The organism is Burkholderia stagnalis (assembly GCF_902830275.1).
Lineage (GTDB): Bacteria > Pseudomonadota > Gammaproteobacteria > Burkholderiales > Burkholderiaceae > Burkholderia > Burkholderia stagnalis.
Window position 1 is genome coordinate 159,723 of sequence record NZ_CADESW010000005.1, and the last position, 25,887, is coordinate 185,609.

General features: G+C 68.5%; 19 protein-coding genes and 1 pseudogene. 11 read left to right on the forward strand and 9 right to left on the reverse strand.

The window, feature by feature from the left end; genetic code table 11:
* Positions 1 to 30: 30 nt before the first annotated feature.
* Positions 31 to 942 (forward strand): hypothetical protein, encoded by a 912-nt coding sequence (locus tag HWY45_RS11750; RefSeq protein WP_059881411.1) that lies wholly within the window; start codon positions 31 to 33, stop codon positions 940 to 942.
* 63 nt (positions 943 to 1,005) lie between these two features.
* Here the strand turns inward: HWY45_RS11750 and HWY45_RS11755 are convergent, their stop codons facing one another.
* From HWY45_RS11755 to HWY45_RS37405, 4 genes are all read right to left on the reverse strand, one after another.
* Entirely contained in the window at positions 1,006 to 3,129 is a 2,124-nt protein-coding gene (locus tag HWY45_RS11755) for an Agd3-related carbohydrate deacetylase (protein ID WP_230946933.1), read from the reverse strand.
* Between the two features lie 85 nt (positions 3,130 to 3,214).
* Positions 3,215 to 3,460 (reverse strand): hypothetical protein, encoded by a 246-nt coding sequence (locus HWY45_RS11760; RefSeq protein ID WP_059881412.1) that lies wholly within the window; start codon positions 3,458 to 3,460, stop codon positions 3,215 to 3,217.
* 392 nt (positions 3,461 to 3,852) lie between these two features.
* Positions 3,853 to 5,175 carry a HipA domain-containing protein gene (locus tag HWY45_RS11765; RefSeq protein WP_059809968.1) on the reverse strand — a complete coding sequence of 441 codons (1,323 nt, stop codon included), beginning with the start codon at positions 5,173 to 5,175 and terminating at the stop codon, positions 3,853 to 3,855.
* The gene (locus HWY45_RS37405; RefSeq protein WP_059881606.1) at positions 5,168 to 5,683 is read right to left on the reverse strand and encodes a helix-turn-helix domain-containing protein; all 516 of its coding nucleotides are present in this window, start codon (positions 5,681 to 5,683) and stop codon (positions 5,168 to 5,170) included. Before HWY45_RS37405 ends, HWY45_RS11765 begins: the two co-directional genes overlap by 8 nt.
* An 833-nt stretch (positions 5,684 to 6,516) precedes the next feature.
* Here HWY45_RS37405 and HWY45_RS11775 point away from each other — a divergent pair.
* The 5 genes from HWY45_RS11775 (at position 6,517) to HWY45_RS11795 (ending at position 12,720) form a co-directional block, all read left to right on the forward strand.
* Positions 6,517 to 8,109 (forward strand): DUF2957 domain-containing protein, encoded by a 1,593-nt coding sequence (locus tag HWY45_RS11775; protein WP_059881414.1) that lies wholly within the window; start codon positions 6,517 to 6,519, stop codon positions 8,107 to 8,109.
* A 58-nt stretch (positions 8,110 to 8,167) separates the two neighbouring features.
* On the forward strand, positions 8,168 to 9,421 hold the full coding sequence (locus HWY45_RS11780; RefSeq protein WP_059881416.1) for a DUF2957 domain-containing protein: 1,254 nt from the start codon (positions 8,168 to 8,170) through the stop codon (positions 9,419 to 9,421).
* A gap of 31 nt (positions 9,422 to 9,452) precedes the next feature.
* A complete protein-coding gene (locus HWY45_RS11785; RefSeq protein ID WP_059557912.1) occupies positions 9,453 to 10,277 on the forward strand; it encodes an OmpW/AlkL family protein in 825 nt (274 codons plus the stop codon).
* Positions 10,278 to 10,390: 113 nt separating this feature from the next.
* Entirely contained in the window at positions 10,391 to 10,885 is a 495-nt protein-coding gene (locus tag HWY45_RS11790) for a hypothetical protein (RefSeq protein ID WP_059809975.1), read from the forward strand.
* Between the two features lie 275 nt (positions 10,886 to 11,160).
* Entirely contained in the window at positions 11,161 to 12,720 is a 1,560-nt protein-coding gene (locus HWY45_RS11795) for a DHA2 family efflux MFS transporter permease subunit (protein WP_059557907.1), read from the forward strand.
* Positions 12,721 to 12,751: 31 nt separating this feature from the next.
* Here HWY45_RS11795 and HWY45_RS11800 read toward each other — a convergent pair whose 3' ends face one another.
* Both HWY45_RS11800 and HWY45_RS11805 read right to left on the reverse strand, forming a co-directional pair.
* Positions 12,752 to 15,064: a putative bifunctional diguanylate cyclase/phosphodiesterase gene (locus HWY45_RS11800; RefSeq protein WP_059881417.1), complete on the reverse strand. Its 2,313-nt coding sequence runs from the start codon at positions 15,062 to 15,064 to the stop codon at positions 12,752 to 12,754.
* Between the two features lie 64 nt (positions 15,065 to 15,128).
* Entirely contained in the window at positions 15,129 to 17,219 is a 2,091-nt protein-coding gene (locus tag HWY45_RS11805; protein WP_059881419.1) for a putative bifunctional diguanylate cyclase/phosphodiesterase, read from the reverse strand.
* Positions 17,220 to 17,521: 302 nt separating this feature from the next.
* Here HWY45_RS11805 and HWY45_RS11810 point away from each other — a divergent pair, with 302 nt between their 5' ends.
* Positions 17,522 to 18,721, forward strand: coding sequence for a YncE family protein (locus tag HWY45_RS11810; protein ID WP_059881421.1), 1,200 nt, complete (start codon positions 17,522 to 17,524; stop codon positions 18,719 to 18,721).
* Positions 18,722 to 18,778: 57 nt separating this feature from the next.
* On the opposite strand, the pseudogene HWY45_RS36795 reads toward HWY45_RS11810, so the two are convergent.
* Positions 18,779 to 18,910: pseudogene (locus HWY45_RS36795) on the reverse strand (UTRA domain-containing protein); the annotation flags it as partial.
* 181 nt (positions 18,911 to 19,091) lie between these two features.
* Here HWY45_RS36795 and HWY45_RS11815 point away from each other — a divergent pair.
* From HWY45_RS11815 to HWY45_RS11825, 3 genes are read left to right on the forward strand one after another with little or no spacing between them, the layout of a single operon-like run.
* Positions 19,092 to 20,036 (forward strand): glycosyltransferase family 2 protein, encoded by a 945-nt coding sequence (locus HWY45_RS11815; RefSeq protein ID WP_059881423.1) that lies wholly within the window; start codon positions 19,092 to 19,094, stop codon positions 20,034 to 20,036.
* Between the two features lie 7 nt (positions 20,037 to 20,043).
* Positions 20,044 to 20,436 carry a GtrA family protein gene (locus HWY45_RS11820; RefSeq protein ID WP_059881425.1) on the forward strand — a complete coding sequence of 131 codons (393 nt, stop codon included), beginning with the start codon at positions 20,044 to 20,046 and terminating at the stop codon, positions 20,434 to 20,436.
* 6 nt (positions 20,437 to 20,442) lie between these two features.
* Complete coding sequence (locus HWY45_RS11825) at positions 20,443 to 22,296, forward strand: hypothetical protein (RefSeq protein ID WP_059881427.1); 1,854 nt, start codon at positions 20,443 to 20,445, stop codon at positions 22,294 to 22,296.
* A 307-nt stretch (positions 22,297 to 22,603) separates the two neighbouring features.
* Here the strand turns inward: HWY45_RS11825 and HWY45_RS11830 are convergent, their stop codons facing one another.
* Complete coding sequence (locus HWY45_RS11830) at positions 22,604 to 23,128, reverse strand: MarR family winged helix-turn-helix transcriptional regulator (protein WP_059881428.1); 525 nt, start codon at positions 23,126 to 23,128, stop codon at positions 22,604 to 22,606.
* A 209-nt stretch (positions 23,129 to 23,337) separates the two neighbouring features.
* Between HWY45_RS11830 and HWY45_RS36800 the strand changes: the two genes are divergently transcribed.
* Positions 23,338 to 23,559, forward strand: coding sequence for a hypothetical protein (locus tag HWY45_RS36800; RefSeq protein ID WP_230946936.1), 222 nt, complete (start codon positions 23,338 to 23,340; stop codon positions 23,557 to 23,559).
* A gap of 137 nt (positions 23,560 to 23,696) precedes the next feature.
* Here the strand turns inward: HWY45_RS36800 and HWY45_RS11840 are convergent, their stop codons facing one another.
* Positions 23,697 to 25,622, reverse strand: coding sequence for a Xaa-Pro dipeptidyl-peptidase (locus HWY45_RS11840; RefSeq protein ID WP_059881431.1), 1,926 nt, complete (start codon positions 25,620 to 25,622; stop codon positions 23,697 to 23,699).
* Positions 25,623 to 25,887: the final 265 nt, after the last annotated feature.

Consider the following 25,887-nt stretch of genomic DNA (forward strand, 5'->3'; position numbering starts at 1 on the left):
CAACGTGCGCCGATTGCCGGAGCAATGCGAATGTCGACCCCTGTAACACCCTGCGCGAACCGGCCATTCCGGCCGGTGTGGCGCGTCGCCCTCGCGGCATGCGGCCTGTGCTGGAGCGTACTGTCGTTCGGTGCGGACCCAGCCGCCACGTTGCGCAACCGATACGGCGACCTGTCCGAACAACTGAAGCGCAACCCGTTCAACCGCCCGCTGTACCTCGAATCGTCGGAAGCGAACGCCACCCTCAAGGGCGACATCTACGCGGTGGTGGATTACCCGTACACGGTGGTCAACGGCAAGCTCAACGACCCCGCGCAGGGCCCCGCGAACTGGTGCGCGGTGCTGATCCTGCATCTGAACGTCAAGTACTGCCGCGCGTCGGCCGCCGGCGACGACGCCGTGCTCGACGTCAACATCGGCAGGAAGGTCGAGCAGAAGCTGAGCGATACCTATCGCGTCGCGTTCCGCTACCGCACGCAGCCGGCCACGCCGGGCTACTTCCAGGTCGGCCTCAATGCGGACAGCGGGCCGATGAGCACGAAGGACTACCGCATCTCGCTGGAGGCGGTGCCGCTCGGCGACACGCGCACGTTCCTGCACCTGACCTACTCGTATGGCTTCGGCACGCTCGGGCGCGTCGCGATGAAGACCTATCTGGCCACGGTCGGCCGCGACAAGGTCGGCTTCACGACGGTCGGCGCGCCCGCCGGTACGCCGCCCGACTATATCGGCGGCGTGCGCGGGCTGCTGGAGCGCAACACGATGCGCTACTACCTCGCGATCGATGCGTACCTCGGCACGCTCGACAAGCCGCTCGACCAGCGCCTCGCCCGCTGGTTCGACGCGACCGAGCAGTACGCGCGGCAGCTCCACGAAATGGACCGGCAGGACTATCTGCAGATGAAGGCGAAGGAGGTCCAGCGCCAGCAGGCCGCGCGGTAGCCAGCCCCGATGCGCGCACGCCCGCGTGCAAGCGGGCGTGCGTGCTTCCACCGGATCGACAGGCTACTTCCAGACCGGCGCCGGCGTGATCAGCATCGTATAGGCCGTCGCCGGCAGCAGCGTCACGTACGAGATCGACTGGCCGCCGTAGGTCTCGATCGACGTGCCGAACCTGACGCCCGTCACGGGCACGACGACGGATTGCCCGTCGGTGCGCGCGCCGCTCACGGTGATCGCCGTGCCGGGCGTCAGCGTGGCGACGACGTTCGACGTGTTGTAGATGCTGCGCTGGAACGCCAGCGTGCCGAGGTCGGTCAGGTACGGGCTGACGATCGGCAGGTTCTTGTAGTACTTGTTGTACTTCGTCAGCGTCGCGTTCAGCAGGTCGCCCAGCAGGAAGCTCTGCCCGCCGTAGTTGCGCAGGTTCGACTGGTGGAACATCATCGGCCGGTTGTCGAACGTGAGCAGGTACGACACCAGCGTGTCGGACACCTTGTCGAGCACCTGCGCATACGTGAGGTCGAAGCCCCAGCGCGTCGGATCGATCCCGTTCGCGCCGTAGAAGTAGTTGTACTCGTCGACCCACTCCTGCGGCTGCGACACGTTGTAGAACAGCGCGGTCGCGTAACGCGGCACCTCGAAGATTCCCTGGTTCACGCAGTTGAACTTGCCGGTATTGAACGCGGGCAGCGGCCACGGCGTGCCGCTGTTATTGATCGGGCAGTTCGCCGTGCCGACCGGCGGCGTCGGCTTCGACGAATCGGACACCAGCACCCGCGTGCCGAACGACACCAGCGCGCCGAGCGTCGTCGGGTTGTACAGGCCGGAGATCTCCGGCGTCACGAGCGTCTGCGTCGAATAGGTCGAGAAGCCGAAGCGGCGTGCCACGTTGTGGTTGCTCTGCATTTCGGTCGTGACCTGGCCGGCCGTGGTCGTGAACGGCGGATCCAGCAGCAGGTGGTCGTACGTGTGGCTGATCCACTTGAAGCGGTTCTGGTTCGAGCGGACCTGCGTGGTCAGCGAATCGGTGCCGGTGGCCGGGTAGTCGCCGAGGCCGCCGTATGCCGTGCCGAACCCCGAGCCGTTGAACGCGAACGAGAACTTCAGGGCCGCCGCGTTGGCGGTCTTGCCGTTGACGTTCGACTGCCACTTGACGACGTTGTTGAGATCGGCGCCGGTCATCCGGTACTCGCACGAGGTCGTGCCCGTGTACGACGCGACCGATCCGGGCGGATTGCCGAGCGGGCAGAGCCCGTTCGGGCTCGTGCCGGTCACGGCGCCGGTTCTCACGTCGTACCAGAGGCCGGTGAGGTCCGATTGCGCATACGGAAAGATCTCGTCCGGAATGCCGATGTCGTCCACCTGCGGATCGATGTATACGTGCCGGTTGCCGAGGAACAGCCCGCGCGTGAGCCAGTTGACGAGGCCGTACGACAGCGTCATCGAATGGAGCAGGAACGGGTTGTTGTCGAACATCAGCGACAGGATTTCCCGCGACGTGCTGTCGCCCGCGAGCGGGGTGGTATTGCCGAACAGGCAGGTCGCGGCGATCGGGTAGGTGACGTTGTTCGCACCGGCCGCCTGCAGCACCGGCGTGACGGTCGTGCCGGCCGGCAGCGGGCTCGCCGGCGACGCGAAATACGTCCACGCGTTCTGCACGGTGAGCGGGTTGCTCGCGGTCGTGCCGGCGTTCATGTACGGGAACAGGGCCGCGCCCGCCGCCGTGAACGTCGACGGCAGCGGCGACGCGGTGGTGTCGCGGTAGCCGACGTACTGCAGGCAGGCCGTGTCGCCCGGCCACGTATAGACGCTCGCGAGCCGCACGTTGTACTTGAACTGGTAGCGCGCGAGCGCTGTCGCGAGCGTGCCGCCGGAGAACGGGTTCATGTAGCGGGCGTCGCTGATCGGCATCAGGATGCCCTGGTACAGCGCGTGGTTGCCGGTTTCGAGCGGCGGCAGCGTCGGGTTGCCGGTGTCGTAGCTGTACACCGTGTACGGCACGCCGACGCGGTCGAGAATCGCCTGTGCGGCCTGCAGTTCCGGCCCGTTGCCGGTCTGCTGGCTCGCGAGGATCAGGATCTTCAGGTCGATCTGCGCGTCGAGCGGCACGGCGTGGCCGGCGTTCGCGATCATGCAAAGCCACGCGACGACGATGCCGCGCGTCAGGATGTTTGGAAAACGAAACAATTTTCGGATTGCGCTCATGACGAACCTCACGCAACGAGTAGCGGGTGATCGGACGTTTCCCCTGGGCACTGCAATGGTTCGGCGCTTAGTTTTTTTTCGGCGTGACGGCCTGTCGGCTCATTGCCTCGCCCGGATGCGGGCCGGAGGGCAGCGACGCGCGCTGCGCGGGCAACTGCGCGTTGGGCGCGAGCCGTTGATGGCCGATGGCGCGCTTGCCGGCGGCGAGCGTCGGCGGCGAATCGAGGGCGGAGAAGGCGGCCAGGGCGGCGCAGGCGGCGCACAGCAGCGTGCGCCACGCGAGCCGGTGCCGTCTGATTCGGCAGGGGTTCATCGTGTCCTCGTAGCTTCGCAGGCGCGGCTGGATATGTTGCAGAAGTGACCATGCATCCGGCCGCGTGGCCTGCGCTCCACGCGCGCCGGCACGACCCGGTGTCACCCGGGACGATGGCGAATGGTCTCCTGCACAAGCCGGTGCGTCGTGGGGCGCCGGCACAGCAACGCGTTCCGCTAAGGGAGGCGGCACGCTGCGGCGCTGTCGCGACGGCACGATGCCCGGCTTGCACGTTTCATGTAAGCCACTCGCATGCCATGTCTTGCAAGTGGTTGATTTTTTGGAGGGTTCTAGAGGGAGGCGGCGATGCGCCGTCTGGAAATCGTAATGAAACGTTTCAGGTTTGACACGCGGCGGCGGGAAGGCGGGGCGGTCGTACGCGCGGAGCGCGCTCAGCGCGCCCGCAGCTGCGCGACCATCTCGTGGATCACGATATGGCGGATCGCCCTCAGCAGCCGGACTTCGCCGCCCAGCGTCGCCGTGAGCTCCGGGCGTTCGGCCATCATCGCGTCGTTGTCGCGGCCGATTTCGAGCAGCAGCATGTCGGCCTGAGCCGGAATGCGCTGCAGCAGGTCGTCGATCTGGCGCAGCGCGGTCGCGCGCGTCAGGCCGAGCGCCGCGCCGGCCGCCACGAGCACCTCGCGCGTGAAATCCGCGTAGCGCTGCACGCCGGCCACCGGCCGCGTGAATTCCGCGAGATCGGGCCAGCGGCTGCGCGGGCTGTAGGTCGCGGTGTCGTACACGCTGTCGCACAGCAGGTCGTAGTGCGGCGCGAGCGACAGGCCGCTGTCGGCGACGACGAAGCTCAGGTTCTTCAGGTGCGAATCGCCGTTGCCGACTGCGATGCAGAACACGAGCCAGCGGAAGATCCGCAGCCGCGCCGGCGCCGGCGCGCGGCATGCCTGCGCGAGCGCCGCGAGCGCGTCCAGCGACCAGCCCGAATATTTCATCGTCGCGGCCAGGTTGAGCACCTGGCAGCCGTCGATCGCGTGACGCCGCTCGACGCCTTCGTCGGTCATGTCGCGATCGAAGCGGCGGATCACGTAGACGGGGGACGGCACGTAGCGGCGCTCGACGTCGGGCACGTCGAGGCCGACGCGGCGCGCCAGCGTCATCACGAACCACTCGTTGACGACCGAATGCGGGTATTCGTGCGCGTGCGGGTGATTCGGCTTGAGGATGTGGGTCGACACGGCCTGGCCGCTCGGCTCGAACAGCCGGCCGTCGCGCAGCACGACGGGCAGCTTGTGCTGCGCGCCCGCGAGCGACATCTTCTTCGGCGCATCGTGCGTGAGCGGGACGCTCGGCAGGTGGCGGATGCGCGCATCGAGTTCCGCGTCGTCGAGCGGGCGCAGGCGCGTATCGTCGTCGGTGCGATCGTCGGGCACGCGCAGCGTGACCGAGCCGGCCGATTCGCGGCCGTAGTGCGCGAGCAGCGCGAACGCGTCGCCGATGTCGGGCAGCCCCGCGTCGCTCGCGAGCAGCGCGCGCACGGTCTCCTCGGGCAGCAGGTTGTCGAAATACCACTGCACCGGGCGCGTGGTGGCGCCGTCGCGCAGCAGCGCGGCCTGCAGCGGCAGGTGCGGGCTCAGCGCGAAACGCGCCGGGGCGTCGAGCCAGGACGGCGCGTATTCGAACGCCCACAGGTTCTGGTTTTCGTGCAGCGTGCCGATGCGCTGGCCGTCGATCGACGCGACGAGGGTGCGTTCAGTCATTCGGCGTTTCCTTGGCGGGCCGCGCCGCGTCCGCCTCGGCCAGCACGCGGCGCGCGATGTCCAGCGCGCGCGACGCGGCGGGCGGGCCGGCGGATTCCGCGGCGGCGCCGGCCAGCAGCAGCCGGGCGGCGTTCAGCACGCGTTCGGGGGCGGGCGGGGCGCCGGCATGATCGCCTGCCGTGCGCGCCGCGTCGCCGGTGCGCAGCAGCAATTGCTCGGCGGCGCGCCGCGCCCTGACGCTCGCGCGGTGGCTGGCCCGCGCGGACTGGCGCTCGAGCAGTTCGTCGTTCGCGTCGGGGATGTCGACCACCACCCGCACGCCGAGCCCCTGCAGGATCTGGAACAGCTTGCCCCACTGGACGGTGTCCGCGCCGCGCTCGGCCTTGACCATGAACGACTCGCTGACGCCGACGCTGCCGGCGGCATCGTCCTGGCGCAGGTTCTGCACCTTGCGCGCGGCGCGAATCACGCCGCCGATGTCGGATGCCTGTTCGATCGTGTAACGCATGTCGTGGAACTCCAGCGGCGGAAGCGGCGAAGGCCGGCGGGAATGAAACTGTGCGATCACGCAGTATTGCATCAAAATGGCGAAATGCAAGGGGGAAACTGTACGATCGGCGAGTTTTTGGAAGTTTGACTGAAAATTCGCAGAAAACTGTTCGATCGAATAGTTTTTGTGAGAGCAAGCATCCAATCGGCTGAAAAACCGTTCAAGCGCACAGTCTCGGCAGATGCGACGGAGCAGACGATTACACGTCGTAATCGGTGCCGCGATTCATGTTTGCGTGTCGTGCAATGATCGCGTGGCTTGCTCATTATCCCGCAATGCACCATGAAAACCGGCCAAAAAAGGCATTTCCGGGGTGCTCGCTTCACAATTGGAAGCTGTTTGAAAAAACGTTAAGCGCCTACTGACACCTTGTCTCTCGCGCTATGCAATGTTTGGAATTCAGCATCAATTTACATGTCGCATTCGTCGGATCATAGTCTGACCAAACACGCAGCACCATAACGACGACCGGGTACCGACGGAGACCGAAATGAGACGCAGCAACGAGGCGCCGGCCAGGCAATTCCATTTCACGCGGACCGCCCGACAGGGCTCGGCACGCAACGTGCCGGCATCCCGCGCGACCGGCTGCTAGCCGGCGCTCCCAACGCAACACTTCATTCGCTTTCGCGCGCCGGCGCATCGTCCGGCGCGCGAGGGTTGTGCACGCGCGCTCTGGCCGACAGGGGGCGGCGCGCGATCCCGGCTGCCGTGCGCGACGGCCGGTACCAACGGTGACGGGCCGACGAGCCTGCGCCGACGAGACATACGTTCATCAATAGGAGGGGCTGATGCGTTTCAAGCCTGGGCTGTCCGTTTTATTGTCCTGTGCCGTGGTGGTCGTGCCGTTCATCGCCGGGTGCGGCGGAGGCGACGATCCGGTGCCGATCAGCGTGCCGCAGTGCTCGGGCAGCACGTGCGGGCCGAGCGGCCCGATCACCCAGCCGCCTGTCGTCACGAAGCTGTGCCCCGACGCGCTCGACTACACGACGACCTACACGGGCGGCTCCGGCAGCGGCGAATACGTGAAGGTGCGCTTCGACACGACGAAGCAGACCTACCAGATGCAGTTCATCGAATCGTCGGTGCCGACGTCGGCCGGCCAGATCAACACGACGCGCGCGGGCCTCACGATCAGCGGCGCGTTCCATCACCCGACCAATCTGCCGACGGCCGAGCAGAACCGCTGCGCATTCATTCTCGACAGCGGCGCGACGAGCGACGGCAGCTATGCGGTGAAGATCAACCGCTTCGATCCGCCGATGCTGTTCGTCGGCAACGGCGTCGTCGGCGGCGGCATTCCCGGCGCGACGATCGCGTTCGACGGCATCGAGCTCGCGCCGGGCGTGGTGCTCGGCGTCGTGCCGTCGCGCGCGTTCGACTTCTATCCGTTCATCGGCTTCAGCGAGACCGAGACCGACTTCACGAAGGTCGCCGGCAACTACAACGAGCTCGGCATCCATCTGCAGCCGACCGGCACCTCGTTCCAGAGCGCGGCGCCGCAAGGCTGGCAGCCGGACGTCGTGAACTGGAACCAGACGCTGAACGCGGACGGCTCGTGCACGATCACGGCGGGCAGCGACTACTCGTGCCAGACGACAGGCACGCCGTGGACGCGGCGCACGAATGCGGACAACTCGCCCGACAACGTGTTCGTCAGCCAGTCGGCGGGCGGCGCGTATCCGGGCGCCGGGCAGACGCAGCCGCTGGTGATTCTCACGCCGACGCAGGCGAAGGGCATCATGATCGTCGGCAAGCTGAACGGCGTGCTCGTGCCGGTCGTGATTCGCGTCGGCTACGCGTTTTCGCCGCCCGGCAACCCGTTCGGCTCGGTCGCGGACGCCGAGATCGGCATCTCGGTGCTGGCCCCCGCGACGGCGTTGCCGGCGAACGCGATGCAGGGCGGCTTCGTCGGCGCGACGAGCGCATCCGCGTGCGGCGTCGTCGCGGACAACGGCGTGAAGGGCGCGCCCGCGCAGGGCGGCCCGGCCTTCGATGCGTCGAAGCCGCACCCGAACCTGCCGGGCTCGTTCGACGGCACGTTCTTCCTGCCGGGCGCCGGCAATTGCACGGACGGCAGCGCGGTCTCGTCGATCGCGGCGAACTACACGTCGACGCTGTTCCAGGGCGCGACGGCCGCGTTCATCAATCCGCAGACCTCCGGCGTGACGGGCCAGTTCGCGCTCGACTATGCGCAGGCGACGCCCGGCAAGATCAAGGTGACGGCGCTGCGCGACTTCAATGCGAGAAACGCGAACGGCGACGTGGCGATCATCAGCAAGGGCGACACCGGCTGGGCGGTGAAGATCGGCAACGTCTACGCGATGGTCGTGAACGACAGCCGGACCAACCCGTTCTTCACGGTCGGCGCATTCATCCAGTAATCGTTCGTCAGGCGGGGCGGCGCAGGCCGCCGCCCTCGTCCATATATACAGGATTCCTATGAAAATCTCCCATTGGATGGCCGCTGCCGCATTCGCGCCGGTGCTCGCGGCATGCGGCGGCGACGGCGATCCGCCGCCGGCGCCGGTCGTGCGCCTGTGCCCGCAGCAGATCGACTACGGCACGGCATTCATCGGCGGCGCCGGGTCGGGCGAACTCGTGAAGGTGCAGCTCGACACCGTGAAGATGACGTTCCGGATCACCTATCTCGCGTCGCCGGTGCCGGGCGCGCCAGGCACCGTGCAGCCGACCCGCGACGCCGCGCCTTACAACGTCCTGGACGGCACGCTCACCGCGGAAACCGGCCTGCCGACGCTGAAGTTGAACCAGTGCACGTTCCGCCTGAACAACGCGAGCCTCGACCCCGCGCGGCCGGCCCGCATGTTCCTCGGCGAGGGCGTGCTGGGCGGCGCGATCCCCGGCTCGACGATCCAGTTCGACGGCATGATCGGCGTCGGCCGGATCACGAAGACGACCTACCCGACTTACCCGTTCGTCAGCTTCTCGCAGCAGGAAACCGACCTGTCGAAGATCGCGGGCACCTACAACCAGCTCGGCTATCACCAGGTGCCGTCGCAGAATTTCACGGAGGTCGGGCTCGACCAGTCGGTGACGATCCGCGCCGACGGCAGCTTCTCCGAGACCGACAACCTCGGCGTGCGCAACGGCGGCGCGCCGCTCGAATCGTCCGCGCTGATCAACCGCAACTTCACGCTGCGCACGGATGCGCCGGCCTTCCAGTCGATCAACTACCAGCCGCAGATTCCGGCGACGCTCGCCGCCGTGGATCCGGCCAAGGCCGGGCGCGGCATCATGATCGTCGGCAAGCTGCGCAACCAGCTCGTGCCGGTCCTGATCCGCACCGGGGCCGCGAATGCCGACCTGACGCAGGGCGCGCCGTCCGCCGACGACGAATCGGGCATCTCGATCCTGAGCCCGCGCAACACGCTCGCGTCCGGCTCGCAGGACGGCGAGTACACCGGCCTCGACAACCGGCTCGACTACCGCGCGACCGCGCTGGTCGGCCCGGAGGCGACGCTGCTCGATCCGTTCAATGCGTCGCAGGCCGCGCTCACGCGCGCGCTGAATCTCGACTACACGCAGCGCGTGCCGGGCGTGATCACGACGGTGCATACGGATGCGGCGACGGGCCCGGCCACCGGCAAGTTCGTGTTCACGGGCGGCGTATTCGGCTTCCTCGATACGAGCATCGCGAGCCATCCGTATTTCACGATCGGCGCATTCGTGCAATGACGCCGGCAGACGCACCATGCGAGGAGATCAAATGAAGAAGCTGTTTGCTGCCGGCTTCGCCGCCGCGATGCCGCTGCTCGCGTGCGCCCAGCAGGCGGGCGACAACGTCGCGACGCTCGGCTGGCTGCACGTGATGCCGCAGGGCTCGGGCGGCCCGCTGACCACCAACGTCGTGAATTCGCCGATGAACGGCCCGCTGCGCCTGCCGAGCTCGTTCACGTCGCCGGGCACGAGCCTCACCGTCAACAACGCCGACACGGTCGGCCTCACGCTCACGCACTTCTTCACCGACCACATCGCGGTGACGTCGGTGCTCGGCATTCCGCCGGAGTTCGCGCTGACCGGGCACGGGACGATCCGCCCGTTCGGCCCGAGCGGCTCGCTCGGCAACGTCGTGCTCGACACGCCGTCGAACCAGCCGATCGTGAAGAACGCGCGGCAGTGGAGCCCGACCGTGATCCTGCAGTACTACTTCAACGCGCCGAACGCGCGCTTCCGGCCGTTCGTCGGGATCGGCGTCGCGTACAGCTGGTTCTCGAACATCGAGCTGAACGGCAACTTCGCGCGCGACGTGAACGAGAACCTCGGCAGCGTGCTGGCGGCGGGCGCGGGCAAGCCGGGGCCGACGTCGGTCGAGGGGAAGGCGTCGTCGTCGTTCACGCCGGTCTACAACCTCGGCGCGAGCTATGCGATCACGAACCGCTGGTCGGTGACCGCGACGCTGTCGTACATGCCGCTCAAGACGTATTCGACGCTGACCATCAAGGCGGCCGACGGCTCGACGCTCGCGACGACGCGCTCGAAGGTGAAGGCGGACCCGCTGATCACGTTCGTCGGCATCTCCTACAAGTTCTGACCCGGCGGGCGCCCGCCGGGCGCCATGCCGGGTTCCCTCGGCGCGCTGGCCGGTCCGGTTCGCGCGCCGACCATTCGGCGGCTCGCCGCCATTCGTCAAGTGAGGCCAGTACCATGAAGATTCGCAAAGCCGTTTCTGTCGTTGCTGCGCTTGCATTGTCGTCCGCGCTCGCCGCGCCCGCGTTCGCCGTCGTCGTGTCGCGCACGGACGGCCAGCCGATGAACCCCAATGGCGAACCGTTCTCCGCAACGGGCATCACCGCGCTGAGCAAGGGCACGATCAGCGCGAACTGCACGGCGACATTCAACGGCACGATCACGCCGACCGGCAGCGTGGTGATCACGTCGGCGCAGTTCACGGGCGGCGGCACCTGCGGGCTGATCTCGGCCGGCGGAACCCCGTGGACCGGGCAGGCGGACACCGCGACGCAGCTGTCGATCAACAACGTGAAGGTCGCGGTGACGCTGCTCGGCAACTGCGGCCCGAGCAAGGTCGTGGCGACGTGGAGCGATCCGAACTCGTCGCTGACGTTCAACAACGCGGCGCTGACGCCGGACTGCAAGGTGAGCGGCACGCTGCTGACGTCGCCGAAGCTCCACGTGCAGTAAAGCACCCGGGCGGGCCGCGCGTCACGAGCGCGCGGCTGCCCTGCGGATGCGCGCCGATCATCCGTATCGGCGCGACGCCGCTTGTGCCGCTTGTGCCGCTTGTGCCGCGACGATTCCCATCGAAGCCGGCAATGATTTCATGCGGCAAGCACTATTGATGCCGAAGGTTCCCGCCCACTAGTCTGTAGCCCGGCGCGTCGCCCGTTGCGCGACGCCGGCGGCCCCGCTTCACGCGGCGCGCGCCCGATTCCTCTCATTCCGGGACCGCAGACCACATGGCTTCCTCTTCTCCCATCCCGCCGCTGTCGGGCGGGAAGCTCGCGCTCGGCACGCTCGCGGTATCGCTCGCGATGTTCATGAACGTGCTCGACTCGTCGATCGCGAACGTCGCGATCCCGACGATCTCGGGCGACCTCGGCGTGTCCATCGACGAAGGCACCTGGGTGATCACGATCTTCGCGGCCGCCAACGCGGTGTCGATTCCGCTCACGGGCTGGCTCACGCAGCGCTTCGGCCAGGTGCGGCTGTTCGTGACGTCGATCCTGCTGTTCGTGCTCGCGTCGTGGCTGTGCGGCGTCGCGCCGAACCTGCCGACGCTGCTCGGCGCGCGGATCCTGCAGGGCGCGGTGGCCGGGCCGCTCGCGCCGCTGTCGCAGGCGCTGCTGCTCGGCGCGTGGCCGCGGCAGAAATCGGCGACCGCGCTCGCGCTGTGGTCGATGACGGCGCTCGTCGGGCCGATCGCAGGCCCGTCGCTCGGCGGCTGGATCACGTACGACTACAACTGGTCGTGGATCTTCTACATCAACGTTCCGGTGGGCTTCTTCGCGGCGGCCGTCACCTGGATGGTGTTCCGCGATCGCGAATCGCCGGTGCGCCGCCTGCCGATCGACACGGTCGGGCTCGGGCTGCTGGTGCTGTGGGTGGCGTCGCTGCAGATCATGCTGGACAAGGGCCGCGACCTCGACTGGTTCGACTCGCCCGTGATCGTCACGCTCGGCATCGTCGCGCTGATCGGCTTCGTGCTGTTCCTGATCTGGGAGCTGACCGAGCCGAACCCGGTCGTCGACATCCGCCTGTTCACGCAGCGCAACTTCGCAGGCGGCACGATCGCGATCTCGGTCGCGTACGGGATGTTCTTCGGCACGCTGGTGCTGCTGCCGCAATGGATGCAGAGCAACCTCGGCTACCGCGCCATCGATTCGGGGCTCACGACCGCGCCGCTCGGCATCTTCGCGGTCCTGCTGACGCCGGTGATGGGCCGCATCCTGCCGCGCAGCGACCCGCGCTACATCGCGACGCTCGCGTTCGTCGGCTTCGCGGCCGTATTCATGATGCGCACGCGCTTCTACGCCGACGTGTCGAACCGGGATCTCGTGTTGCCGACGCTGCTGCAGGGCATCCCGATGGCGATGTTCTTCGTGCCGCTCACGTCGATCATCCTGTCGGGCCTGCCGCCCGAGAAGATTCCGGCCGCCGCGGGCCTGTCGAATTTCGGGCGCACGTTCTGCGGCGCGGTCGGCACGTCGCTGATCGGCAATGCATGGAACAACCGCACGATCCTGCACCACGCGCGGCTCACCGAGCAGGCGAGCCCAACCAACCCGGATTTCACGCAGCAGATCGACACGGCCCGCTCGCTGCTCCATCTGGGCCCCGACGCGGCGCACGCGATGTTCAACGCGTCGGTCGACGCGCAGGCCGCGGTGATGGGGCTGAACGACATCTTCTACATTTCCGCGTTCATCTTCATCGCGATCATCCCGCTGATCTGGATCACCCGCCCCGCGAAGGCGGGCGGCGGCGCGGATTCCGCGGCGGCGGCGGGCGCGCACTGACGGGCCGAACGGCGGCCCGGCCGCGGCGCCGTCACGCCTGCGCCGCCGCCTGCCGGTCGAGCTGTTCGACGCGCGCGGCATCCTGCTCGCCCGGCACGGGCCGGCCGAACAGGAAACCCTGCACCTCGCGGCAGCCTTCCTGCGTGATGCACGCGAGCTGTTCCTCGGTCTCGACGCCTTCGGCGACGGTCGTCACGCCGAGGCGCTTGCCGAGATCCGCCACCGCCCGCACCACGGCCGCGCAGTCGGGCCGCGTGACCGCGTCGCGCACGAAGGTGCCGTCGATCTTGATCTTGTCGAACGGAAACGCGCGCAGATGCGCGAGCGACGAGAAGCCCGTGCCGAAATCGTCGAGCGCGACGCGCACCCCCATCGCGCGCAGCGCGCGCAGGTCGGCGATCGCCTTGCCCTCGTCGTGCAGCAGCGCGGTTTCGGTCACCTCGATCTCCAGCCGGTCGGGCGCGAGGCCCGAGCCGGCCAGCGCCGCCGCGACGGCCGGCGCGATCGTGCCGTGGCCGAGCTGCGCGGCCGACACGTTGACGGCCACCCGCGCGCCGTCCTGCCAGCGCACCGCGTTGCGGCACGCCTGCTCGAGCACGAAGGTGCCGAGCCGGTCGATCAGCCCGCTGCCTTCCGCCACCGGAATGAACTTGCCCGGCGAGACCCAGCCCATGCGCGGGTGGTGCCAGCGCAGCAGCGCTTCGCGCGTGGTCACACGCTTGGTGTGGACGTCGACGATCGGCTGGTAGAACACGAACAGCTCGCGGTTGCCGTCGAGCGCGGCGCGCAGCTTCGATTCGAGCGCGACCCGTTCCAGCGCGCGCGTCTCCATGTCCGGCGCGAAGATCCGGAAGGTGCCCCGGCCGGCCGTCTTGGCCGCGTAGAGCGCCATGTCCGCGCGCGACAGCAGCACGCCGGCGGTGTCGCCGTGGTGCGGCGCGAGCACGCAGCCGATCGATGCGCCAATATGGATCAGCCGGCCGGGCGACGGCGCATACGGCGCGACGAGCGCAGCCACCAGCCGGGCGGCGGCGGCCCGCGCGGCGTCCGCATCGGTGTCGCGCAGCAGCACCGCGAATTCGTCGCCGCCGATGCGCCCGAGCATCATGCCCGGGCCCGGGCATTGCACGCGCAGGCGCTCGGCGACCTGCCGCAGCAGCGCGTCGCCGGCCGAATGCCCGCGCGCGTCGTTGACGAGCTTGAAGCCGTCGAGGTCGATGTAGAGCAGCGCGATCACCTGGCCGGCCTGGCGCAGGCTCGCGTCGAATTCGGCGAGGAACGTCGCGCGGTTCGGCAGGCCGGTGAGCGAATCGTGATGCGCGAGCTCGTGGATGCGCGCCTCCGCCTCGGCCTGCTGCGTGACGATCGACCACGATAGCATCGGGCAGATGTAATGGCCGTCGGTGTCGCGCACGGCCGACACCTGGATGTCGAGCACTTCCGGCCCGAGCCGGATGCGGGTGCGATGCGGCAGGTTCGCGGGATCGGCGAGCATGCGGCGCTGGCGCTGCGGTTGCCGGTGGAAGAAATCGAGCGACGCGCCGAGCGCGTCGTCGGCCCGGATCGGCAGCAGGTGCTCGATCTCGCGCAGCAGCGCCTTCGACGTCTCGTTCAGGTAGTTGATGGCGAACGTGTCCGGGTCGGCGGTCATCACGGCGACCGGCATGTCGTCGATCATGCGCAGCAGCCGCGTCTGCGCCTGCTCGCGGATGCGCGATTCGGCCTGGGCCTCGACGGTGCGCACGAAGCCGCGGTAGTTGACCGTGATGACGGCGATCAGCGCGGCCGACACGAACGCCATGTTGATCGCCGTCGCGACGAGCGTGGGCTGGTGCGTCGAGCCGAAGAACGCGATGAACGCGACGTTGACGATCACGGCGACGATCAGCGCGGCCGAGCGCAGGTACATCAGGCTGAAGATGCAGCCGATCACGGTGATCGCCATGTAGAACGCGACCTGCGCCTTCTGCCACGCGTCGCCGTACTGGAACAGCAGCAGCGCCCAGGTCGCGAAGGTCAGGGCCATCGGCACGATCAGCCAGTTCGTGTGCGTGAGCGCGCGCCGCACGATCTCCGGGGTCGGCTCCACGAACCGGGCGCGGCGCCAGTGCAGCACGCGCACGAACGAGGCGAGCGACATCAGCGCCGGTATCGTGACGGTCAGCCAGAACGGCGCATCGCCGAGATGCGTGAGCGCGAGGCTCCAGGTGCTCGTGATGAGGATCAGATACATCACCGGGAGCTGGCTGGCGAACACGCGGTATTGCGCCGTGAGCAGGTCCGGGTTCTGCGCGGGCGTCGTCATGCGGCGCAGCGATGCCGTCAATGCCTTGAAGATCTTCATGCGAACCTGCCTGTTGCAACACCGGTTCGGGGTGTCGGGCCCGGCCTGGCCGGCGGCCGCGCGCTCATGACTGCACCATCGCAAGGCCTGCCGCTTCCGCGGCCGGGAACGCCGGGTGGGCGCGCGCATCGCCGGCCAGCGCGAGCTGCCCGCTGCCGACGATCTCGTCGAGCGGCACGGGCCGGCCGAGCAGGAAGCCCTGCGCCTCGTCGCAGCCTTCCTCGGTCAGCAGCGACAGCTGGTCGGGCGTTTCGATGCCTTCGGCCAGGATCGGAATCCCGAGGCTCTTGCCGAGCGCGAGCACGGCCCGGACGATCGCGCGATCGGGCGGGTTGGTTTCCGCGTCCGTCACGAACGAGCGGTCGAGCTTGATCCGGTCGAACGGGAACGAGCGCAGCGTGTCGAGCGACGAGTACCCGGTGCCGAAATCGTCGAGCGCGATGGTGACGCCCAGCGCCTTGATCTCGCGCAGCGTGCGCAGCGCGCGCTCGCGGCCGGCGAAGATCGTCGATTCGGTCAGCTCGAGCTGCAGGCGCGCCGGCGGCAGGCGGGTTTCCGCCAGCACGTCCGCGACGAGCTTCGTCAGGTCGGTGTGCATGAACTGCACGGCCGACACGTTCACCGCGACGATGTACGGCGGCTCCCAGCCGGCCGCGCTCGCGCACGCCTCGCGCAGCACCCATTCGCCGATGTCGAGGATCATCCCGTTTTCCTCGGCGAGCGGGATGAATTCGGATGGCGAAATGGCGCCGAGCGTCGCATGGCGCCAGCGCAGCAGCGCCTCGTAGCCGCGGACTTCGCCGGTCGTGAGCGACGTCTGCACCTGGTAGTGGATGCTCAGCTGCCTGTCGGCCACCGCGCGCCGCAGGTCGGCCGCGAGGCTGCGCCGCGCGCGCACGAGCTGGTCCATCGCCGGTTCGTAGAAGCAGACGGGCCGGGTGATGCTGCCCTTGGCGCGGTACATCGCGAGGTCTGCGTTGTTGACGAGCACGCCCTTGGTGGCCGCGTCGTCGGGGTAGATCGCGACGCCGAAGCTCGCGCCCGGCACGATCTCGTAGTCGTCGAGCCGGATCGTCTTGTAGAGCGCGGGTTCGAGCCGTTCGAGGAAGTCGGTCAGGTGGCCGTCGCTGCTCATCCGGCAGATCGCGGCGAACTCGTCGCCGCCGACGCGGGCGACGAATTCGCCGTCGCGCAGCAGGTTCGTCATGCGCCGCGCGAGGATGCGCAACACCTCGTCGCCGGCGTGGTGGCCGCGCAGGTCGTTGATCTCCTTGAAGCGGTTCAGGTCGATGCCGATCAGCGCGAGCTTCGCGCCGCGCTCGTGCGCCAGCGCGAGTTCGAGGTCGAGCCGTTCATTGAAGCTGGCGCGGTTCGGCAGGCCGGTCAGCATGTCGCTCAGCGCCATCCGGCGCAGGTGTTCGAGCGATTCGGCGCGCACGTTGCCATCGATCACGTAGCTCACGAGCCCCGTGCAGACGATCACGAGCGACATGCCCGCGATCGCGAGCGCCAGCGTGCGCAGCGCGCCCGCGTCGGTCAGCGCGCCTTCGAGCGTGAGCGGCGTCACGCGCAGCGCGGTCATGCCGGTGAAGTGCAGCGCGAGGATCGCGAGCGACAGCAGGCCGGCCATGTGGTTGACCGCGTGCGGCACGCGCCGCATCGCGCAGTGCAGCGCAAGCGCGGACAGCGCGACCGACAGCGCCACCGACGCCACCAGGTAGCGGACGTCCCACGACAGGATGCCCTCGACCCGCCACGCGAGCATGCCGGTGTAATGCATCAGCGCGATCGCCGTGCCGACCGCTGCGCCGCCGAGCGCGGGCGCGGCGCGGGTCGCGCGGAAGGTGGTCAGCGCGAAGCCGATCGTGCTGCCGCCCACCGCGATCAGCAGCGACAGCACCGTCAGCGACGGATCGAAGTGCACGGGCGCGCCGGCGTCGAAGCCGAGCATCGCGATGAAGTGCGTGCACCAGATCGCCACGCCGGCCGAGATCGCCGTCAGCACCTGCCAGCCGAGCCGCTGCGTGCCGACCGTGCTCGCCGAGCGCTGGAACAGCCGCGCGGTCACCCACGAGCCGACCCCGCACAGCAGCGCGGCCAGCAGCACGAGCCAGAGATTGTGCTCATAAACGATGCACCCGAGAACTGTCGCCACACCCCATCCTTTCCTTGAACTTCCCGCTGCGCCTGCCGTCGGCGGCCGGTCGCGCACTCGGGTTGCCGCATTTCGCGACGAAACGCCTAAAAAAGATAACGGCAAGGACTAAACAAACTGAACGCCACGCCCTGGCGCGCAAACGATTCCGGTTCTGATTTTTAATTGGTGCCGGAACGGACGGGCGCCTGTGGGGCGGCGGATGGGCGGGAAGGCCGGTTTTCGGCGGCCGGGGTAGTATCGAGCGGCCCGGCGTGCGCCCGGCACGCCCGGCGTCATACAACAAGGAGAAACCGAGAGAAATGCAAGCGAACCAACCCTCCGTCCGGCCGACCCGCGTGATCGCGGGGCTGGCGTTTGCCGCCGCCGCGCTCACCGCCCATGCCGCCGACTGGATCGTGTCCGCCAACGACGGCAAGTACCAGCGTGTCGAGGGCCGCGACACCTACCTGGCCGCGCCGCCGTCCGACACGCTGACGCTGCTCGACGCCGCCACGTTCCCGCCGAAGGTCGCGCTGCAGGTGGACGTCGAGAACGGGATCCAGGGGCCGCCGCAGGCGGTTGCCGTCACGCCCGACGCGAGCGTCGCGCTCGTCGCCGCGCCCACCCGCTACGACCAGGCCGCGAAGCGGCTCGTGTTCGACACGTTCCTGCAGGTCGTGGACCTGAAGGCGGCGCCGCCCGCCGTCACGCGCATCGATCTGGCCGCGCATCCGCAGGGCATCGCGATCGACCGCTCGGGGCGGCTCGCGCTGGTCACGGACGTCGACGGCGGCGTGTCGGTGCTGCGCATCGACGGCACCGAGGGCGGCACGCGTGTCGCGCTCGACGGCAGCCTGAAGATCGGCAAGAAGCGGCTCGGCGGCGTGAGCTTCACGCACGACGGCCGGCATGCGCTCGTCGCGCTGCGCGACGAGCAGGGCGTGGCGGTGCTGAACGTGGACGGCGACAAGGTGACCGACGGCGGCACGCGCCTGTCCAGCGGGGTGGCGCCGTACACGATCGACGTGTCGAGCGACAACCGCTGGGCCGTGGTCAGCAACGTCGGGCTCGCGGGCCTGCCGGGCTATGCGGGCAAGCTCGCGGGCGATGCCGATACGGTCGCGCTGATCGACGTGTCGCGCGAGCCGTTCCGCACGGTCCAGTACCTGAGCGTGCCGTCGCTGCCGGAAGGCGTCGCGATTTCGCCGGACGGCAAGTGGATCGCCGTGCAGACGATGGACGGTTCGAACCTGACGACCGACAACGCCGGCCGCCGCGCGCGCGGCAAGGTGCTGCTGTTCGCGATCCGCGACGGCCAGGCCGTCAAGGCCGGCGAGGCGCCGGGCGGCGAGGCGGCGCAAGGGATCGTGTTTACGGCCGACAGCCGCCACGTGATCGTGCAGTTCAACGTCGAGCGGCAGCTCGCGCTCTATGCCGTCGACGGCGGCAGGCTGCGCGACACCGGCAAGCGGATCGCGCTGACGGGCGGGCCGTCGTCGCTGCGCTCGACGCCGCGCTGAGCGAGCGGGACGCGCGACCGGCGTACGGTCGCGTGTCCGGCATCGCGGGGTGCGGCTCGGCGTGCCGGCTTCGTCGTGCATGAGCCGCTCGATCCGCAGCACCCGGCTGCCGTCCTCGACGCGCAGCGCGCCGACGCTGTCGTCGTCCGCGAGGATCGCGTCGATCGACAGGTCGGCATGGCCGTGCGGCGGGGAGCGCGTGTGGCGGGGCATCGGCGCGTGCCCGGGATTCGGTGCCGCGCGTGTTACGCTCCCGGTCTCTTCGATTGACGGCGCGATTTCGGGTATTCGTGCCACTGAAGGAAGCCACAGATAATGTCTCGGGGTAATTCAAAGCAACAACATGTCGATTTTGACGATTTTGACCGCAATGACCAGTGAAAACGATGTCCGGATTGCCGTGCTCGTGCCTTGCTACAACGAGGGAATGACCATATCCCGGGTGGTCGCCGACTTCAGGCAGGCACTGCCGACGGCATCCGTCTACGTGTTCGACAACCATTCGCAGGACGACACCATCTCGGCGGCGCGCGCCGCCGGCGCGATCGTCCGGTCGGTCGCCGACCGCGGCAAAGGCAACGTGATCCGCCGGATGTTCGCCGACATCGAGGCGGATGTCTACGTGCTCGCCGACGGCGATGCGACGTACGACGCGTCCGCGGCCCCGGAGATGATCGAAATGCTCGCGCGGGACGGGCTCGATATGGTCGTCGGCACGCGCGTCGCGGAGGAAAGCGAGGCGTACCGGGCAGGGCACCGGTTCGGCAATCGCATGCTGACGCATTGCGTCGCGACGCTGTTCGGACGCACGTTTACCGACATGCTGTCGGGCTACCGGGTGTTTTCGCGGCGGTTCATCAAATCGTTTCCGGCGCATTCGACCGGATTCGAGACCGAGACGGAGCTGACCGTGCATGCGCTCGAACTGCGCATGCCGGTCGCCGAATTCCCGACCCGCTACGGCAGCCGGCCCGAAGGCTCGGTGAGCAAGCTGAGCACCTGGAAGGACGGCTTCCGGATCCTGCTGACGATCATGAAGCTGCTCAAGACGGAAAAGCCGCTGATGTTCTTCTCGGCGGGCTGCGTCGTGTCCACGCTGTTCTCCTTCTGGCTCGCCATTCCGGTGCTGGAGGAATACGCGCGGACCGGCCTCGTGCCGCGCCTGCCGACCGCGCTGCTCTGTGCGGCGCTGGTTCTGCTCGGCGCGATCCTGCTCGTATGCGGCATCGTGCTCGACACCGTGTCGCACGGCCGCGCCGAGGTCAAGCGGATGGCCTATCTGGCCGTTGGCGGCCCGCCGTCGCCGAAGGCGTGAAGCCCGCATGAAATCGCAGTTTCTTCGCTTCCTGATCGCCGGCACCGTCGGATTCGCCGTAGACGCCGGCGTGCTGTCGCTCCTCGTGCGGATGGGCGTCGGCTATTTCGAGGGCCGCGCGATCTCGTTCCTCGCCGCCGTGTGGACGACCTGGCGGATCAACCGGCGCTACACGTTCGAGCGGCGGCAGCCGCAGTCGGCATGGAAGGAATGGTGGCGCTACCTGCTGGCCATGTCGCTCGGCGGCGCGATCAACTACGGCGCGTACAGCGTCGCGATCCTGACGCTGCCGAAAGGCCCGTATCTGCCGCTGTGGGGCGTCGCGCTCGGCTCCATCGCGGGCCTGGCGGCGAATTTCGTATCGGCCCGCTGGTGGGTGTTCGGTCAACAATCACGTTAATGGACGATGGCATACAACCGCTATGAGCAGCAAGGCCGCCTCGCGCGCCTGCGGCTCATCGATCTCAATACGCCCGACGCATTGCGCGTCGCGCGCATCCTGGTTCCGGTCTTCTTCGGTCTCTATTCGCTCTGGCTCGGCGCGGATACGAACTGGGACTTGCTGAACTATCACCTGTACAACCCGTTCGCGTGGTTGAACGACAAGCTGTCGCTGGATCTGGCGCCCGCGGGTATCCAGTCGTATTTCAATCCGCTGCTCGACGTCGTGCTCTACTGGGCGAACACGCATTTGCCGTCTCGGGTGGTCGGATTCGCGTTGGGGTGGCTGCATGGGCTGAGTTTCGTGCTGATTCTCGGGATCGCGCAGCGCGTGCTGACCGACCTGCCCGAGAAGGACCGGTATCGCGTGCCGCTGTTGCTCGCGCTGGCCGGTTGCCTGACCGGCAACTTCCTGTCGGGCCTCGGCAATTCGATGGGCGATGACACGACCGTGCTGTTCACGCTGGCGGGCCTGCTGCTGCTGCTGTCGGGCTGGGACAGGCTGGGTACGCTGACGCTGCGCGCCATCGGCGCCGCCGTGGCGGCCGGCATCGTGGTCGGGCTGGGCGTGGGGCTGAAGCTGACCAATGCGGTCTTTGCGATCGCCCTCTGCGCGGGGCTGCTGAGTTATCCGGCGGGCATCGCGGCGAAGCTGCGCATCGGCGTGCTGTTCGGGGTCGGCGTGCTGGCCGGCATGGCCGTGACCGGCGGCTACTGGCATTTCCACATGTGGGAACGGTTCGGCAATCCGCTGTATCCGCAGTTCGGCATGTTCTTTCCGAACCCGATGGCGACCCCGGACGTCGCGGGCGACATCCGCTGGCGCCCGCACGGCTTCTGGGAAAACGTGTTGTGGCCGATCCTCATTACGCTCGATTCCAGGCGGGTGGGAGAAACGCCGATCAGGCAGGTGATCTGGTCGCTCGTCTACGTGCTGCTGCTGGCCTGGGCCGTTCGCGGGCTGCTGCGCAGCAAGGCGGCATCGATCGCGCGGCCGCTCGGCGCGCGCGCGCGACTGATCGTGCTGTTCGTCGTGATCGGCTTCGTCGTCTGGATGCGGCTGTTCAGCATCTACCGGTACATCGTCGGCATCGAGATGCTGGCGCCGCTGCTGGTCTGGATCGTGCTGAACCGGTTGTTGCCGGCCGACAGCGCCCGGCGCGCCGCGAAGTGGGCGCTGGTCGGCGCCACGGCGATCGTGGTGACGGGTGGGGCGCGAACGTGGGGGCACGAGGGATGGAGCGATCCGCTCTACCACGCGCAACTGCCGACGATCGCCCAGCCGGAGCGGACGACCGTGATCATCGGCACCACGCGCGGCAACGCATTGACATGGCTGGCGACGCTGTTTTCGCCGCAAGTGGCATTCATGCAGGTCGACAGCAGCTTCCCGGGTACCGACCTGTTCCGTGAGCGGATGCGCGAGACCGCGCGCACGAGGGGCGGGCCCGTCTATGCGATCGTCGACGGTGAATACAACGGCCGTGCCGATTCCACCGCGCGCGCCGATCGTATCGTCGATACCCTGGGCTTGACGCGCGGCGAGCGAGGGTGTGCGGCACTGCGCTGGGCCGCGCATCGCTTGCGTCTTCACGTATCCGTAGCGGCGGCGTCCACTGCGGGGCGCTTATGCGAACTGCAACCGCTGCCTGCCGACATCCAGGAAAACGACGCGAAAAACCACGAGAACCTGGTGCGCGCGGCAGAGATGTTTCAGCGCAATGGTTTCGACTTGCAATTGCCGTCCTGTATCCGATACTCGGGTGGAGTCGGAACCGGAAAGCGCGCGTATCAGTGGTGTCAGGTGTCGCTGCACTGACGCGCAGTGACGATGCTCGACGCCGCGGCGCGAGCGGGACATGCGCGCGGCCGGACCAAGCAGTTGCTCAACGCGTCGCTGTCCCGCACCCTGCCCGAACAGCGGCTTGCCGAGCAGGAACGCTTCGCCGAGTGCACGGCGGATGTCGATTTCGAACACAGCGTGCGCGTTCGTCGACAAGCGGAAGCCCCGGTTCGAAGGGCGGTGAGCGGGATGCGCGGGACGGCCGCCGCGTCGTCAATCACATGGAAACGCGAATCCGTCGCTGGATTCCGTACTCGCCGCGCTGCAAACGCACCGACGGCAATCACTCGTCCTCATGCTCGGACACGGCGGCGTCGCGCGCATCGCCCGCCGCCGTCTCGCCGAGATTCACGTCGCCCATGCCCTTGTTGAGCTGGTTCAGGAAGTGCACGAGCGACACCTTGTCGTCGAAGCGGAAACTCGCGAGCGCCTGCCGATAGAACTCGTAGATCTTCGGCTGCAGGCTGTCCCAGAAGGCCCGCCCCTGCGGGGTCATCACGACGATCTTCGCGCGCCGGTCGACGGTGTCGGCCACGCGCCGCACGTGCTCCTCGCGCTCCAGGCGCTTGAGTACGCCATCGAGGCTCTGCCGGCTGACGACGAGATAGTCGGCCAGCTCGGAAAACGACATCCCGTCGGCCACCTGCTGGCGCGACAGCGCGCCCAGCACGGACCACTGCACCGTCGTGATGCCCAGCGCCTTGATCGTCTGCCGGTCGAGGGTATTGCCGGCCTGGAACAGCCGGAAGAACAGGCGGTTATGGATGGACGATACGGATTGATCGTACGAAGGATCGATGTGGGTCATGGGTCGTCTGGTGATTCGCGCGGCGCCGGGCCCGCGCGCCCCGCTATTCTAAGACGTCGGCGGGGCGGTTCGGCGGCATCGGCAGGCGGATGCGCGCGCTGCGGGGCATCCCGGTGACGGGCGGGGAGACCCGATGAGGACAGCATCGACTTCGACGAGTACCGGGGATCTGCCGGGTGAGGCGAGCGGCGCGTGCCGCCAATGCCGACGTGTGGCGCTGGTTCTCGTGGTTGAGGGAGGCGCGCCGCATACGCTGGTGCCTTGCGACGGATAGGTGGTACGTCAGCGTCGACAACCTTCACGTCGCCACCGAGCCGGGCTTCGACGGCGCGATCCGCGCTGCCAAGGCCAAGGCCAAAGCCAAAGCCAAAGCCAAAGCCAAAGCCAAAGCCAAAGCCAAAGCCAAAGCCAAAGCCAAGGTCGACCAATGAGAGATCGCGCCGTTCGAGCGGGCGCTGCGCAGGCGGCGCACCGCATGACGGCGCGCCGCGTAGCAAGTTGGATCGACCGCGCTTGCGCGCACCGGCGCACGGACCACTGACCGTGCGCCGGCGCGCGCGCCGTTACGTTACGCCGGAAGCTGCGGCACCGTCACCGACGTGCCGGCCGGATCGAGCGTCAGCTCGGTGCCGGGCGTCGGCCGCAGCGTCGCCTCGTTGTCGCTCGACAGCACGACGAGCCCGAGCCGATGGCCCGCCGCGAGCTTGTAGTCGCGCGGCATGAACGTCAGGCGCAGGTCGTACGGCATGCCGGGCAGCACCGGCTCGGAGAGCCAGCTCGACAGGCGGTTGCGCGGGTCGGTCCACGCGCGGGTGACGATCGTCGCGCTGCCGTCCGGCGCGCGATCGACGAGCAGCGCGGTCACGTTCGCGGTGGCCGAGAACGTCAGCCGCACGCGCGCGGTCACGCTGCCCGAGATCCGCGTCGCGCTCGCGAGCGGCGCCGTCTCGAAGCGGGAGCGGTGCTCGCCCGTGTTCGCGTTCGCCAGCGTGAGCGCGGTGAGCCGCGCGTCGTCGGTGAACTTCACGAGCGGGCCGCCGGTCGGCTCGCGCAGCAGCGAGCCGGTGCCCGTGCCGTCGCCGCCCGCGAAATACGCGACCGGTGCCGCGCCGCGCGCCGGCCAGCTCGCTTCCTTCAGCAGCGTGCCGTCCGCCTGCTCGATCACCGCGCCCGGGCTGCGCTCGACGCCGTTGTCGAAGCCGAGCAGATAGCGCGTGAACCAGCGATTCACCTGCGCGGTCCATTCGGTGGCCATCGCCGGCACGCGGGTCGGATCGGTGTGACGCGCGCGGTGCAGCCACAATTGCGCCGGCACGCCCTGGCGCCGCATCGCGAGATACCACGACGTCGACTGGTCGGTGCGCACGTTGTCGTCGGTGAGCCCCTGCGCGACGAGCGCCGGTGCGACCGCGAGCGCGGTCGGAATCTCGCGCGCCGCCCAGAACGCCGAGTAGTCGCCCGTCTTGCGATCCTCCCGCTGCAGCGCCTCGTCGACGAGGTGCGTGCAGCGTTCCGGATGCGGGTTCGTCAGCAGCGCCTTGATGTAGACGTCGACGTCCTCGCCCTGGTAGCCGTCCGGCGCGCGCACGAGCCCGCCCGAGCGGTAGTAGCCGTACATGTTCGACAGCCCGGCCACCGGCACGATCGCGTCGAGCCCGCGCGTGCGCAGGCTCGCGACCATCTTCGGCAGCGTGCCGTCGTACGACACGCCGTACATGCCGACGTGGCCCGTCGACCAGTTCGCGACCACCGGCTTGCCGTTCACGTCCTTCGCGGCGGCGCCGCGCCCGAGCCAGTGGATCACCGACGCCATCGCGACCGATTCGTCTCGCGTCAGGATCGTCGGGCAGCCGTCCGAGCCCGCGGTGCCGAGCGAATCCGCATAGACGATCGTGAAGCCGCGCTGCACGAAGTAGCCTTCGATCCACGAACGCCCGGCCGCGGCCGCCTCGAGCTGCTGCAGGATGCGGGTCTGCGGCGCGGCGGCCATGATGCGCGCCGACGTGGTGGGGTGCGGCGTGCCGTCGAGCTCGACGTCGACGTTGTGGTTCGGGCTGTCGGCGAGGTTGTTGTAGTACGGGCTCGCCAGCACGATCACCGGCGTGCGCGCGCCGGTCGCGGTTTCGGCCGGGCGCACGATGCGCACGTGAATCCGGTCCTGCGTGCCGTCGCCGTCGGAATCGACCGGCGTGTCGACCCATGCTTCCTCGGCGATCGTGCCGCCCGACAGCGACGGCTGGACCTGGCCGTCCTGGATGACGGGCCGATAGCGGCCGCTCGTCAGGCTCGCATACGGCACGCCGGACGGCGAGAAGCGCGCGGCGAGCTGCTTCGCGTCGGCCGCGGGCGCCGCGGCTTCGTCCTGCCGGCCCTGCGCGAGCGCGGAAGCGCCGGGCACGCCGGCGCCGTCTTCGCCGCCGCATGCGGCGAGCGTGGCGGCGGCCGCGAGCGCGACGAGCCAGGCGCGTCGCGGTTCGGTTCGATGATGTCTCATTGTTGTCCTTGTATCGATACGGATCGGGAAACGGTCATCCCGTGATGGATGGCGTCGTGTGGAACGAAGCCGGCTGACGCTGCCGGCCGCATCGCACGCGGCATCGCCCGGACTCGGCCGGGCGCGTTCGCGACGCGATGCTTCGGCGCCGCCGGCACGGCAAGGCCGGCCGGCGGCGCCGCGAGACGGGCGTTGCAACCGGGAGCAGGCGGCGCGCGCCGCATGCCGCGCGCGAACGCGCCGCCTGCTCGCGGCAACGCCCGTG